The organism is Candidatus Palauibacter sp. (assembly GCF_965208055.1).
GTDB lineage: Bacteria > Gemmatimonadota > Gemmatimonadetes > Palauibacterales > Palauibacteraceae > Palauibacter.
Genome location: NZ_CBDBNY010000004.1, coordinates 1,314,534 through 1,328,015, shown reverse-complemented (window position 1 = coordinate 1,328,015; position 13,482 = coordinate 1,314,534). Strand labels below are relative to the sequence as shown.

Sequence of the window (13,482 nt, the reverse complement as noted above, 5' to 3'; positions counted from 1 at the left end):
AGCGTGCAGTGCCCCCGCTGCAACCACCTGGAGGCGCGGGTCGTCGACTCCCGCACGAGTCGCGGCGGCCGGGCCACGCGCCGCCGGCGCGAGTGCCTCTCCTGCGGCGAACGCTTCACGACGTACGAGCAGGTCGAGGAGGAGCCCCTGCTCGTCATGAAGAAGGATGGCGGCTCGGAGACCTACGATCGCGGGAAGCTCCTCGCCTCCATCCGCGTGGCCTGCGCGAAGCGACCCGTATCGAACCGCGATATCGAGTCTCTCGTTGACGAAGTCGAGGAACAGTTGGCGGCCGCGGACCAGCGGGATGTGGCCAGCCTGCGGCTGGGCGAACTCGTGATGGAGCGGCTCCGCGCCATGGACCAGGTGGCGTACGTGCGTTTCGCCAGCGTGTACCGGAACTTCCAGGACACCACGGAGTTCATGGAGGAAGTGCGACAACTGCTGCGACGCGCCGGGCACAGTGCGGCGGGGCAGGTCGATCTGTTCTCAGCAGGAGGCGACCAGAGCGGATGAGGCTGCGGCCACAGACCCCGGGTGCGACCGATCAGGCGGAGATGCCCTTCCTGGATCACCTGGATGAGCTTCGCACTCGCCTGATCCGGGCGCTCCTCGCGCTTCTTGTCGGCATGGTCGTCGGGCTCGTGGCCGTCACGCAGTGGGACGTACTCGGAATCGTCGAACGGCCGATCGCGGCACTCCTCCCGGGCGAGAACCTGAACTTCTCGAATGTGGTGACTCCCTTCGTCATCACGCTGAAGCTCGGGTTCATCGTGGGACTTCTCGCCGTCTTCCCGTACCTCGTCTGGCAGGCCTGGGCTTTCCTGGCTCCGGCCCTGTACGAGAGGGAGCGCAAGTTTGCCATTCCCGCGATAGCCGCCGGAACCGTCCTCTTCGGCGCCGGCATCGCGATGGCGTATTTCCTGGTGCTCCCGTTGGGGCTCAGGGTGCTTCTGACGCTCTACAGCGAGCAGCTCAACCCCGTCATCATGATCAACGAGTATCTGACCTTCTCGATCAGACTGATGCTGGCGTTCGGCTTCATCTTCGAGCTTCCGGTCGTTCTTGTCTTTCTCTCGCTGCTCGGGATCGTGACGCCGGAGGGGCTCGCGAAGTACCGGCGGCACGCGATCGTCGGCATGGCCGTGATCTCGGCGTTCCTCACGCCGGCCGAGCCCTACTCGATGCTCGCGATGATGGTCCCGATGATGCTGCTTTACGAGGCTTCCATCATCATTACGAAGGTGCTCCGGCGGCGCCGGCAGGAGCGGGAGGCGGAGCAGACCTCCGGGGAAGGAAGTTCCGACTGAGGCTGCGCACGCTCCTGGCGCTGGCGGTCCTGCTCGGCGGTCTCGGCGCAACCGAAACGGCGCGCGCCGCGCCCGCGGGCGCCCGCCCGCTCCAGTTCACCGCTCGGGCGGATACCGACACGGTCGTGGTCGCGGGGCGAGACTCCCTGCCGCGGGACTCCACCGCGCGGGACACGCTGGACATCCCCGTGGCGGACTCCGCCGCGGCCGGCGACTCCGCAGCCGTCGGGGATTCCGCAGCGGCCGACGATTCCACCGCCGTGAGCGACCCAGCCGCGGTCGGCGACTCGGCCGCCGCGGCGGTCCCCGCGCTTCCGGACTCGGCCGCCGCGGACACCGTCGATGCCGGCCCGACGGACCCGCCCTTCCCGCAACAGGACGACATCTTCGGACAGCTCCTCGGAGAACCGGGCTATCAGGCTGTCCGATACCAGGGGCGCGAGGTCGATCTGGACGTCGACCGGCAGCGTGTGCAGCTCACGCGAGAGGCACAGGTGATGTACGAGCAGTCCACCATCGATGCGGACACGATCACCTACGAGGCGGGTCTGCAGTTCGTGACGGGCTGCGGCAACATTTCGCTCACCGGGGAAGGGGAGAACGTCATCTCCGACGAGTGTCTGAACTACGACGTTTCCGCCACCAAGGGCACCGTCGCGGATGCGCGAACCTCGTTCGCCCAGCAGGGGGCGGACTGGTTCATCCGGGGCCTCATGACCATGCGCGGCTCCGGCACCGCCTTCGTCGAGACCGGGAACTTCACCTCGTGCGAAGCCGACGAACCGCACTACTACTTCCGCGCCGGGCAGATCAAGGTTGTGTCGGACGACATCGTCGTGGCCTGGCCCGTGACCCTCTACATCCAGAATGTGCCGGTCGCCTGGCTCCCGTTCTTCGCGCAGGACATTCGCGAAGAACGCAGGAGCGGCTTTCTGCCTCCGCGCTTCGGGTTCAACGATGTCGTCGCATCCTCCACCAACGCCCGCCGGAGCATCACCGACTTCGGGTATTACTTCGCGTTGAACGATTTCATGGATGCGCAGGCGACGGCCGACTGGTTCAGCGGACGGTTCACGCGCCTCAACGGGGCGGTCCGATACCGCTCGATCAAGAAGTTCTTCCGCGGGAATGTCATCGCGAGCTACAGCTTCGGGAACGAGAAGACGCTGCAGTTCCAGATGCGGCACCGCCACGAGTTGACCCCCGTCACGGATATCCGCGTCAACGCCAACTTCATCTCGAACACCACCGTCTTCGAGCGTCAGACCTTCGACCCGACGATTCAGACGCAGCGTATCGCGTCGGATGTCGGCGTCCAGCACCGGTTCCCCTTCGCGTCCGTCAACCTGAGCGGAAGCCGGCGCCAGGATCTGGGGGCGCAGAAGGGGCGGACGGACCTCACGCTGCCCAAGCTTCAGATGACCTTCTCCCCCCTGACCCTCTTCCGCGCGCCGCGCAACCGCAGCGGGCCGTTCAACAATATCGTCGTCAACGGCGGTTTCTCCGCTTCGCGCCTGGACCGGACCCAGGAGGAGGACGACGGCAGGAGAACCGAAGTTGCGTCCGCGAACAGCGCCATCCGAATCGGCTCCTTCGGGGTCAGCGGCAGGACGAATTTCAACCGGAACACGGTACTTCCGTTCCAGCCGCTGCCCGGCGCCGACACCACCGCATCCGCGGTGTCCGGGAGCGTTTCGAAGCTGGACTACGGAGCGCAGGCGGACTACCAGATCGACCTCATCGGGAGCACGACGCTTCGTCCCACGCTGAGCGTGGACGCGAGCCGGTTCCAGTCGGATGACACGAACGGAGAGTTCATCACCGCGCCGACGCGTCTCCGCTTCGGAGCCGCCGTGTCCACCGATGTCTACGGGTTTCTCCCCGGCGTCGGGCCGTTCGAGCGGATCCGCCACAAGGTCTCGCCACGCTTTCACTACGACTATTCGCCGGCCGTGCAGGCCTCCGATTCGCTGCTGTCGATCCCCGGGTTCCCGGTGTCGAATGCCAAGGAGGAGAATCGGCTTCGCATCACGCTGAACCAGACCTTCGAAGCCAAGCTGCGCGAAGAAGTCGAACTCGACGCCGAAGCGGAAGCGCTCCTGGAGGGCCGCTCGCTCGAAGCCGACTCGACCGGCCAGGAGCCTGGCGCGGCCGCGTCCGAGGCGGATTCCCTCGCCGCGGCCGGAGATTCGGTCGGGGTTCAGGCGCCGGAGACCGAAGCGGCCGAAGCAGGTCCCGCCGAAGAGGATCCCGCCGAAACGGCCGGCGGGGTGGCCGACGCCGCGCAGGAGGCGATGGCCCGCGCCGGAGGGGACCCGGCGGATCCCGACGCGCCGCGCCGCGCCCAACCGCGCCGGAACGTCGTTCTCCTGGGCATCAACTCGAGCCCTCTCACCTTCGACTGGTCCCGCGAGGATGAGTCGCCGCTGACGACGGACCGCTGGTCGCACCGCGTCAACTCGGACCTGCTGAGGGGACTGTCTCTGAACATGTCTCTCGACCTGTTCGAGGGCACCGGGCAGGATCGGATGTTCGCCCCCATCCTGTCGAGCCTGACGGGCAGCTTCACGTTCAGCTCAGCCAGCGGTCTCGGCGGGCTGCTCGGACTGGGCGGCGGGGGTGGAGGGAGTGGCACCGCTGGAGCCGCGACCCAGAGCCGCCTGCGGAATGCGGCCGATTCCCGATACCGGCTGCAGAGTTTCGACGAGAATCCGGATCCGGCGGACCCCGGCCTGCGGGCCGGCGGCCCGTGGACGCTGGCGCTGACCTATTCGCTTCAGCGCGGCCGGGAGGAGCAGAGTTCACAGGACCGGCAGTCGCTCAACGCGGTCCTCTCACTCAATCCGACGCCGAGTTGGCGTCTCGCGTGGCGGACGACGTACAACCTCACGAACAAGCAGTTCGGGGAGCACCTCATCACGCTCGACCGCGCCCTGCACCGGTGGATCGCGACCTTCATGTTCGCCCGCTCGCCGAACGGGAACTTCATCTTCCAGATGAGCGTCAGCCTCCAGGACGCCCCCGATATCAAGTTCGACTACGACCAGCAGACGCAGGACGGCCAGCGCGGTTTCGGTTCCGGCGGGTCGGGCCTCGGGCGCTTTTGACATTCCTCTCGGGGCTCCCGACATTCCCGTGCACTTCATGCGCGATTCGCGCGCCGAGGAGGGTATGCTCCCGACCACCGCCATCGATCTGGAACAAGTCCGCCTGCCCGTAGCGGACCGGCTCCTTGCCGTCGAGCGCGAGCTGCGCGGGATGGCGCCATCGGGATTCGAGGCCCTCGACGAGGTGGGCGACTACCTGTTTGCGCGCTCCGGGAAGCTCCTGCGGCCCACCCTGCTCCTCCTCGCCAACGGCGTGGGAGGGCGCCCCTCCCCGGATGCCGTGAAGCTGGCGGCCATCGTCGAATTGCTGCATGTGGCGACCCTCGTACACGATGATGCGGTCGATCACTCCGCGAGGCGAAGAGGCCGGCCCACCGTCAACCACCGCTGGACGCACCAGGTCGCGATCATCGCGGGCGACTACCTCTATTCGCGCGCGGTCATCGAGGTCGTCGCGCTCGGCAAGCTCGAACAGGTCGCCCTCCTCGCCCACACGGCGAACCGCATGACGATCGGGGAAATGCGGCAGCTCGTACTCCACGATGGCCTCGACTTCACGCGCGCTGACTACGAGAGGCTGTGCGAACACAAGACGGCTTCCCTGATGTCCGCGGCGTGCGAACTCGGGACGCTGTCCGGGGCGCCGCAATATCGGGACGCCATGCGCGCGTACGGCCATCACCTTGGGATGGCGTTCCAGATCGTCGACGATCTGCTCGACTATTCATCGTCGACTCGAGTGATGGGCAAACCGCGGGGGCAGGACCTGCAGGAACACAAGGTAACGTTGCCCCTGATCGCCGCTCTGCCCAAGATGGAGTGGGGGGAGCGACGCGCCGTCGAGGGGCTCTTCGCGGACCCGGAGCCCTCCCCGGAGGCCGTGCAGGAGATCGTGGATCTCGTGGAAGCGCATGGAGGCGTGGAGACGGCCCGCGAGGAGGCGCGGTCGCGGGCGGGCCGGGCCCGGGACCAGCTCCGGCGCTTACCGGCGAGTCCGTGCCTGGAAGCGTTGAGCCTCGCCGTGGATTACGTCGTCGAGAGAGTACGGTAGCGAGTGAACTTCGCAAGCAGACGCAGTCGCTCCCCGATCCGCCTGATCCTCATCATCGCGGGGGGATTTGTGCTCGGGGGGCTGCTCACCGAACTCATGGCGGTTACGTTGCCCCCATCAGCGGCGCGTCAGTTCTTCATTACAACGGTCGCGGCTTCACTGCAGCCGCTTGCATTCGATCTCAAGGTGCTCGCCTTCACGCTGGGGCCGATCGTCCTGCGCCTGAACGTGCTGAGCGTCGTCGGGGTCGTGCTCGTCGCCTGGTTCGCCCGGTCGCTTCTCTGACCGGGACACGGGAGATGAGCCACAACCAAGGAGTCTGAGATGTTCGGTCTGAGCCCATGGGAGTTGCTGCTTGTTTTCCTCGCTATCCTGCTCCTCTTCGGCGCGAAGCGGCTTCCCGAGATCGGGAGTTCTCTCGGCCGGGGGATCCGTGAGTTCAAGGGCTCGATCAAGGAGGTCGAAGGCGACGTGCGGGCCGAGATCACGGGGGACACCGCGCCTCCGTCGGCGGCCTCCGCCACCAAGGAGACCGCGCAGGCCCGCTCCGCCAACTCCGAACACTAGTCGTATCGCCGGCCGATAGCCGGCGTACCCGGCGGGGGCCGAGCCGGTCGTCAGCGGTTCGGGATCAGAAGCCCGGGATCATGGGCTGGGCCTCCTGCTGCAGGAGGAGCCTCGCGCGATGGTCCTCGACGACCGTGTCTTCGCGAAGCGCAGCCAGCCACTTCTGCACGTACTGCTGGGAACGCTCGAAGCTCAGCTGCCCCAGCACGGCGTCGCGGACTTCCTCGAACCCGTCCCGCGTGGCCGCTTCGCGCTCCAGAACCTCCACGACGACCACCGCATCTCCGGCGTCGAGAACGCCGCTGAACTCGCCGACCTCGGCCCCGAACCCGAAGCCGACCGCCTCCGTGCCCTGACCCAGTCCCGGGACGAAATCGCCCCGGCGGAATGATCCGGTCTCCTCGACCGACCAACCGAGTTCCTCCGCCGCCTCATCGAGAGGACGTCCGGCCGCGACCGCGTCGAGCAGGCCGCCGGCCAGTTCGGCGGCCCGTTCCTTCTTCTTCTCCACGAGCAGTTCCGCGCGAATCCCGATCTCGGCCTCCTCGAACGGAATCGTGCTCTCGTCCCGCCGTCCGAGAAGTTCGACCAGGTGAAACCCCGCCGGGTTCTCGAACGAGTCCGACAGGTCTCCGATCTCGCTCTCGGGGCCCAGGGCCCACTCCCTCGCCACCCCCAGCTGGCCGGCGCCCGGAATGAAGTCCACTCCGTCCAGGAGTTGCACGTCGGTGCGGATCGTCACTCCCAGGGAGTCGCCGGCGGTCAGGAGGTCGGTGCGTAGCGCAAGGTCCTCCAGGTCGTCGAGGAGCGTGAACACCGAGTCCTCGGTGGCGCCGGAAATCTCGAACGGAACGTAGATCTGGCGCAGCGCCAGGGAGTCCGCGGTGCGCTCGTCGACCTGCAGGACGTGCAGCCCGAACGGCGTCTCGACCGGATCCGTGACCTGTCCAAGCGGGGCGTCCGCGGCCACTTCGGCGAGCCGCGGGTCGAAGGCGCTCATCGGACGCTTGCCCATGAAACCGCCCTCGGCGCCGGAGATGGAGTCCGCGGACTCCGCGGTCGCCACCTCGGCGAAGTCCTCGCCTCCCCGCACGCGATCCGCGAGTTCGGCGGCACGTTCGCGGGCGGCGACCGAGTCGGCGACGGAGGGTCGGAGCGAGATGCTGACCATGTTCACGCGGGCGCTGGCCGGCCGAATGAGCTCGTCCACGCGTTCGTCGTAGACCCGCCGGATCTCATCCTCCGAAACGGCGACCTGGGAGTCCGCCACGGTCTGGCCCGGATCGACCCGCACGAAGCGGACGCGGGCCCGCTCGTTGGTATCCCGATAGAACCGCCACGCTTCTTCCTCGGATACGTAGATCCCGCTCTGGACGAGCGTCTGCAGCTTCGCGCGCGGAAGGATGGAGCGGTAGTAGTTCTCGATCTGCAGCAGTTGCGTTTCATCCGTCGCGGGGTCCGTGAAGAACCGGCGGTACTTGTCGATGTCGAACTGCCCATCCGTTTGGAACCCGGGGTAGCTCAACATCTCCTGCGGTGGCTGGGTGAGAAATGCCTGCCGAACCTCCGCGTCGGACACGGTGACCCCGAGCCGATCCAGCTCCGCCTGGATCAGCGTCGCGCCGATCAGGCTCTCCCAGGCCCGTTCGGTCACGACGCGCACATCCTCGTCCGTCATGCCACGGTCGGCCGCGCGGCTCAACGCGAGCTGGTTCTGGAGGAAGATGTTCCACTCGTTGTAGCGGACGTCCTGTCCTCCGACCTGCCCCACGACGGGATTGACCTGCCCGCCGAGGTTCCCTCCCTGCATCGCGTTGATCCCGTCGAACACCAGCCAGCCCACGAAGGCTGCAGCCATGATGCCCATCACGATGCTCGCGCTGCCGCGCATCTTCCGCATGAACATTAGACGCCGAACCCACCTTCTCGTCTTGAATCGAGTCGCCCGAACGCGGCCGCGCCGGGGCCGGAACGCGAGCGGCCGTCCTGGCAGGCCGCTGGTTCCGTGATCGGCCGAAAACGTACGCCGGCCCAGCGTTCCGGGCAACGAAAGGCGCAAGCCCCGCCGCATTCCCGCGACGTTCGTTGACAACCGAAAAAAATGGTCGGTATGTTGCCGGGGACCGGGTCGGAAGGCCCGAACCTGCCGCTTTTCTCCCTGCGAAGCCTGTGGCCGCCGACGACCAGACCGTGGAGATCGAAAAACTCCTGCGCTACGGCGAATTGGAGTCGCGCACCCACACGTTCGCGCGTCTCGCCGAGTTGTACCGGCAAGCCGGGGAGCGCGAGCGCGCGCTGAGCGTGATCCGGGATGGGCTGAGGGAACACCCGTACTATCTGGACGCGCGCCTGCTCCACGCCCGCGTGCTGCTCGAACTCGGAGACGACGAGGCGGCGCGAGTCGAATTCGAGCACATCCTGACGCTCGATTCGGCGAACCCTCTCGCCTGCATCGCGCTGGGCGTCGAGCGCGTCGAGACGGGGGCGGGCGGTCCCGGCGCCGCCGCTTCGGCGAACGACTGGCTGGAGGAACTCGAGGAAGCCTGGCGAAGCGACGAAGCCGACGCGCGGCCCGCTCCGGGGGGCGAGGCGTCGGACTCCGCCGCCGTTCCGCCCGGGGGGATCGAAACCTCCACGCTGGCCGGGCTGTATGCGAGCCAGGGCCTCTTCGACCGCGCCATCGCCGTGTACGAGCAGATGCTCGCGCGCGACCCGGACAACGCCGATCTCATCGCCGTGCTCGCCGAGGTGCGTCGTCGCGCGGAGGAGGCCGACGAACAATCCCCCCGTCGCCCCGCGGCCACCTCGACCGGAACGCCGCGGGACGCCCCGCCCGCCGCGGGCGGGACGGAGGTGGCGGACCCGGCGGTCGCCCCCGAGTCGATCGGCGAGCAGCTGCGCCGGATCCTCGATGGCGAAGCTCCCGCGAGACCGGACTGAGCGGGTGGGCGAGCCGGCCCGCATCGGCGTCCTGAACGGACCGAACCTCAATCTCCTGGGGAGCCGCGAACCCCACCATTACGGCACCCGGACGCTGGCCGAGATCGAGTCGCTGCTGCGGGAGCGCGCGGGCGCGGACGGCGTTTCGCTCACGTTCTTCCAGTCCAACGACGAAGGCGAGATCGTGGACTGGGTGCAGGCGAACACCGGCGCGGTGGATGCGTGGCTCGTCAACGCCGCCGCCCTGACCCACACGAGCGTGGCGCTCCGCGACGCCCTCGACGGCTCCGGCCGTCCCTTCGTCGAGGTCCACCTCTCCAACGTGTTCGCTCGCGAGCCGTTCCGGCACACGTCGCTCCTCTCCGACCTCGCGATCGGCGTCATCGCCGGATTCCGGGCCTCGAGCTACCTGTTCGGTCTCGAGGCGCTCATCCGGCATCTTCGCGGGAGCGCCGGGGCGGGAGCGGAGTGACGCCGCCGGACGCGCGGCGCCTTCGGCTCGAAGCGACGACGAAGGCCGCCGACCGCCGGTCGGTCCTCGTAACCGCCCGATCCAGCGTCCGCTACCTGAGCGGGTTCACGGGTTCCGCCGGGGTTCTGTGGATCCCCCTTGAAGGTCCGCCGGTGCTCGTCACGGACTTTCGGTACGAGGAGCAGGTGGGCGTCGAAGTGACGGATCCGATCCGCACCCATATCAGCCGCGATGGGTGGATCCGCGGCGTCGCCGACGTGGCGGCGGACGCGGCGGGGCCCATCGCATTCGAGGCCGAGGGCCTGACGGTGGCCGACCACGAGTCTCTCCGCGACGCGCTCCCCGATATCGCCTTCGTCCCGCTCGGCGATCTCGTCCGGACGTTGCGGCAGGTGAAGAGCCGCGACGAGGTGGACGCCATCGAACGTGCGGTCGAGGTGGCGGAAGGTGCGTTCCACCGGTTGTTGTCGACGATGGAGTGGTCCGCCGCTCCGAGCGAACGCGAGATCGCGACCGCGCTCGAGATGGAACTCCGCCGCGGGGGCTCGGAGCCGCTCCCGTTCGACCCCATCGTCGCGGCGGGAGAACGCTCCGCGCTTCCCCACGCGACACCCACGGACCGGCGCGTCGAGCCCGGCGATCTCCTCCTCATCGACTTCGGCGCCCGCGTCGACGGCTACTGCAGCGACCTCACGCGCACCTTCGTGCGAGGGACGCCAGAGCCGTGGCAGGCGACCCTCCACGAGCAGGTACTCGAGGCTCAGGCGAAGGCGCTCGAAACCGTGGGCAACGGGGTCGCCTGCCGGATTGTGGACCTGGCCGTGCGAGCGACGTTCGCGCGCCAAGACATGGACGGCTTCTTCGGCCACGGCACGGGGCACGGGATCGGACTCGACGTGCACGAGGGCCCCAGCCTCTCGTCCCGCTCCGACGACGTCCTGGAGGCGGGAAACGTGGTGACAGTGGAACCGGGCTTGTATCTTCCCGGTCGCGGCGGCGTGCGCATCGAGGACGATGTGCGGATCGGGGAGGCCGGTGTCCGCACGCTGACCCGCCTTCCACGCGCCCTTGTCCGGCTCTAGCAGGATACCATGGCAGATACTTCGGATTTTCGTCGAGGGATGGTGATCGAACTCAAGGGCACCCTCTACTCGATCACCTATTTCCAGCACGTCAAGCCGGGCAAGGGCGGGGCCTTCGTCCGCACGAAGCTCAAGGACGTGATGGAGGGAGGAGTGATCGACAAGACCTTCCGGGCCGGAGAAAAGGTCAGGGAGGTGCGCCTGGAACGGCGGCCCGTGCAGTACAGCTACACGGACGGCCAGCTGTACTACTTCATGAACATGGAAACCTTCGAGCAGATTCCGATGTCGGAAGATCAGATCGGGGAAGACCAGCTCCAGTATCTGGAGGAGAACATGGAGTGCCAGAGCCTCACCCGCGACGGCGTCGTGCTCGCGATCGAACTGCCGCAGTTCGTCGAGTTGGAGATTGTCGAGACGGACCCCGGAGTGCGGGGGGACACGGCCCAGGGCGGAACGAAGCCGGCGCGGTTGGTGGCCGGCGCCGTGATCCAGGTGCCGCTCTTCCTCGAGATCGGCGATGTCGTGCGCGTCGACAGGACGGAAAACAAGTACATCACGCGGGTGACCTGACCATGGACCTGGATTGGCTGAAGGGACTCATCGAGTTGGTCGAGGACTCCGGCGTGGATGGCCTCGACATCGAGCTTGTCGGCTCGGACACGGGAGACCCGACCCGCGTCAGGATCCGAAAGTCCCCGCGCCTGGCGGCGGCGGTACCCGCGGCGGCCGTGCCTGCGGCGGCGGTACCCGCGGCGGCCGGCAGCGTGGAGGTCGCGCAGGCTCCGGCCGCCGCCGCCTCCCCACCGGCCGAGACGGCGCCCGCGTCGGGGCTGTTCGAGGTGCTCTCGCCCATGGTCGGCACCTTCTACCGCGCGCCCGCCACCGACGCCGACCCCTTCGTATCCGTGGGAGACCGGGTGGAGGCCGGCCAGACGCTCTGCATCCTCGAAGCGATGAAGCTCATGAACGAGCTTCAGTCGGATGTCGCCGGCGTCGTGAGGGAGATTGCGGTCGACAACGCCGAGCCGGTGGAGTACGGCGCGCTGCTCTTCCGCATCGAGCCCGACTGAAGCCGCGGCCGGACGCATGTTCCGCAAGATCCTGATCGCCAACCGCGGCGAGATCGCGCTCCGCATCCTGCGCGCGTGCCGTGAACTCGATATCCGAACGGTCGCGGTGTATTCGGAGGCCGACCACGACTCGCTCCATGTCCGCTTTTCCGACGAGGACATTTGTATCGGGCCGCCGGTCGGGCGCGAGAGCTACCTGAATATCCCGCAGATCCTCGCCGCGGCCGAAATCACGGGCGCCGACGCCATTCATCCCGGTTACGGCTTCCTGGCGGAGAACGCCGAGTTCGCGGAGATCTGCGGACGGAGCGGTCTCGTGTTCATCGGGCCCACGCCGGAGCAGATCCGCCGCATGGGGGACAAGGCGGAGGCGCGAAAGACGATGATCGAGGCGGGCGTCCCCGTGGTCCCGGGCTCGCCGGAGCCTGTCGACGACGAGACGGAGGCCTTGGAGGAAGCCCGCCGCATCGGGTTCCCGGTCATGATCAAGGCGGCCGCCGGCGGTGGAGGGAAGGGCATGCGGGCCGCCTTCGAGGAAGCGGAGTTCCGGAACCTCTTCGCCATGGCGCGTAACGAGGCGGAGGCCAACTTCGGCGATTCGACCGTGTATCTCGAGAAGCTCATCGAGCGGCCCCGTCACGTGGAGGTCCAGATCGTCGGCGACCGCCACGGGCGCGTGATGCACCTCGGGGAACGCGACTGCTCGAGCCAGCGGCGGCACCAGAAGCTGGTGGAGGAGGCGCCGAGTCCGGCCGTCACGCCGGAGCTTCGCGAGGCGATGGGAGCGGCGGCGATCCTCGGGGCGAAGGCCATCGGGTACCAGAGCACGGGGACGGTGGAGTTTCTGCTCGCGCCGGATGGCCAGTTCTATTTCATGGAGATGAACACGCGGATCCAGGTCGAGCACCCCGTGACCGAACTCGTGACTTCGGTCGACCTCATCAAGGAGCAGATCCGGATCGCGGCCGGAGAGAAGCTGGCCATCCCTCAGCCGATCGAGTTCCAGGGGCACGCGATCGAGTGCCGGATCAACGCCGAGGATCCCGAGCAGGGCTTCCGCCCCTCGCCCGGCACGGTCACGGCGTTTCACGCACCGGGAGGTCCCGGCGTGCGCGTGGACACGCACATCTACGCCGGCTACATCGTCCCTCCGTTCTACGACTCGCTGCTCGCCAAACTCATCGTCTGGGGCCGGACGCGCGAAGAGGCGCGGATCCGCGCCTACCATGCGCTCGAGGAGTTCATCCTCGAAGGGGTTCACACGACGGTTCCCTTCCTCCGCAAGGTGCTCGCCCATCCCGATTTCGTCTCGGGGAACATCGACACGGGGTTCGTCGAGCGGTTCCTGACCCGCTCGTGAGCGGCGATCGCCCGTGAGCGCGATCGATGTGCTGTGGCTTCCCGGAGAACTCGCGATCGACCCCCCGCGCGGACGCGCGACGATCGTCATCGATGTGATCCGGGCGACGACGAGCATCGCGACCGCCCTCGCGGCCGGAGCCGACCGTGTGATTCCGGTGCCGACCGTCGAGAAGGCTCGGAAGGAGGCGGCGCGAGACGGGGAGGCGCTCCTGTGCGGGGAGCGGCGAGGCCGCGTGAGCATGGACGACGCGTGGTGCGCGGGCCATCTTGTAGGGCGGCTGGTCCAGACGGTCGCGGAGGCCGAACTGACCGATGGCGCACGGGCCGCGCAGGCCCTCTCCGCCCGACTGGGACCGCCGACGGCGACCGGTCTCGCCGGCACCGCGGCAGGCCGGGCGTTGCGCGCGATCGGCCGGTCCGCGGATCTGGCGGCTTGCGCGAGACTGGATGATCTCGAGGTCGTGCCGGTCTGGCGAGGGGGCGCTCTCGTTGGCAGTCGGGGCGGGGAGGATGCGTGA

Annotated in this window: 14 protein-coding genes; 13 read left to right on the top strand and 1 reads right to left on the bottom strand. The window is 67.9% G+C overall.

Features of this window, described 5'->3' with window-relative positions:
* Positions 1–3 precede the first annotated feature (3 nt).
* The 6 genes from nrdR to ACOGXI_RS05985 all read left to right on the top strand — a co-directional run bounded on the left by nrdR (position 4) and on the right by ACOGXI_RS05985 (position 6,035).
* Positions 4–516: a transcriptional regulator NrdR gene (nrdR, locus tag ACOGXI_RS06010; RefSeq protein ID WP_419937980.1), complete on the top strand. Its 513-nt coding sequence runs from the start codon at positions 4–6 to the stop codon at positions 514–516.
* Positions 513–1,310, top strand: a complete 798-nt coding sequence (tatC, locus tag ACOGXI_RS06005) for a twin-arginine translocase subunit TatC (protein ID WP_419937979.1) — start codon at positions 513–515, stop codon at positions 1,308–1,310. Before nrdR ends, tatC begins: the two co-directional genes overlap by 4 nt.
* 125 nt (positions 1,311–1,435) lie before the next feature.
* Positions 1,436–4,417, top strand: coding sequence for an LPS-assembly protein LptD (locus tag ACOGXI_RS06000; RefSeq protein ID WP_419937978.1), 2,982 nt, complete (start codon positions 1,436–1,438; stop codon positions 4,415–4,417).
* Positions 4,418–4,481: 64 nt separating this feature from the next.
* Positions 4,482–5,468, top strand: coding sequence for a polyprenyl synthetase family protein (locus tag ACOGXI_RS05995; RefSeq protein WP_419937977.1), 987 nt, complete (start codon positions 4,482–4,484; stop codon positions 5,466–5,468).
* A 3-nt stretch (positions 5,469–5,471) separates the two neighbouring features.
* A complete protein-coding gene (locus tag ACOGXI_RS05990) occupies positions 5,472–5,753 on the top strand; it encodes a DUF4321 domain-containing protein (protein ID WP_419937976.1) in 282 nt (93 codons plus the stop codon).
* A gap of 39 nt (positions 5,754–5,792) precedes the next feature.
* Entirely contained in the window at positions 5,793–6,035 is a 243-nt protein-coding gene (locus ACOGXI_RS05985) for a Sec-independent protein translocase subunit TatA/TatB (protein WP_419937975.1), read from the top strand.
* Positions 6,036–6,099: 64 nt separating this feature from the next.
* On the opposite strand, the gene ACOGXI_RS05980 is transcribed toward ACOGXI_RS05985, so the two are convergent.
* Positions 6,100–7,935, bottom strand: a complete 1,836-nt coding sequence (locus tag ACOGXI_RS05980; protein WP_419937974.1) for a peptidylprolyl isomerase — start codon at positions 7,933–7,935, stop codon at positions 6,100–6,102.
* A 269-nt stretch (positions 7,936–8,204) separates the two neighbouring features.
* Between ACOGXI_RS05980 and ACOGXI_RS05975 the strand changes: the two genes are divergently transcribed.
* Genes ACOGXI_RS05975 through ACOGXI_RS05945 form a run of 7 tightly spaced genes read left to right on the top strand, consistent with a single transcriptional unit; the run spans position 8,205 to position 13,482 of the window.
* Positions 8,205–8,975 carry a tetratricopeptide repeat protein gene (locus tag ACOGXI_RS05975; RefSeq protein WP_419937973.1) on the top strand — a complete coding sequence of 257 codons (771 nt, stop codon included), beginning with the start codon at positions 8,205–8,207 and terminating at the stop codon, positions 8,973–8,975.
* On the top strand, positions 8,947–9,447 hold the full coding sequence (gene aroQ / locus ACOGXI_RS05970) for a type II 3-dehydroquinate dehydratase (protein ID WP_419937972.1): 501 nt from the start codon (positions 8,947–8,949) through the stop codon (positions 9,445–9,447). Before ACOGXI_RS05975 ends, aroQ begins: the two co-directional genes overlap by 29 nt.
* Complete coding sequence (locus ACOGXI_RS05965; RefSeq protein WP_419937971.1) at positions 9,444–10,529, top strand: M24 family metallopeptidase; 1,086 nt, start codon at positions 9,444–9,446, stop codon at positions 10,527–10,529. Before aroQ ends, ACOGXI_RS05965 begins: the two co-directional genes overlap by 4 nt.
* A 9-nt stretch (positions 10,530–10,538) precedes the next feature.
* Positions 10,539–11,102 (top strand): elongation factor P, encoded by a 564-nt coding sequence (gene efp / locus ACOGXI_RS05960; RefSeq protein WP_419937970.1) that lies wholly within the window; start codon positions 10,539–10,541, stop codon positions 11,100–11,102.
* 2 nt (positions 11,103–11,104) lie between these two features.
* Entirely contained in the window at positions 11,105–11,602 is a 498-nt protein-coding gene (accB, locus tag ACOGXI_RS05955; protein ID WP_419937969.1) for an acetyl-CoA carboxylase biotin carboxyl carrier protein, read from the top strand.
* 16 nt (positions 11,603–11,618) lie between these two features.
* Positions 11,619–12,962, top strand: coding sequence for an acetyl-CoA carboxylase biotin carboxylase subunit (gene accC / locus ACOGXI_RS05950; protein ID WP_419937968.1), 1,344 nt, complete (start codon positions 11,619–11,621; stop codon positions 12,960–12,962).
* A gap of 13 nt (positions 12,963–12,975) precedes the next feature.
* Positions 12,976–13,482, top strand: a complete 507-nt coding sequence (locus tag ACOGXI_RS05945; protein WP_419937967.1) for a 2-phosphosulfolactate phosphatase — start codon at positions 12,976–12,978, stop codon at positions 13,480–13,482.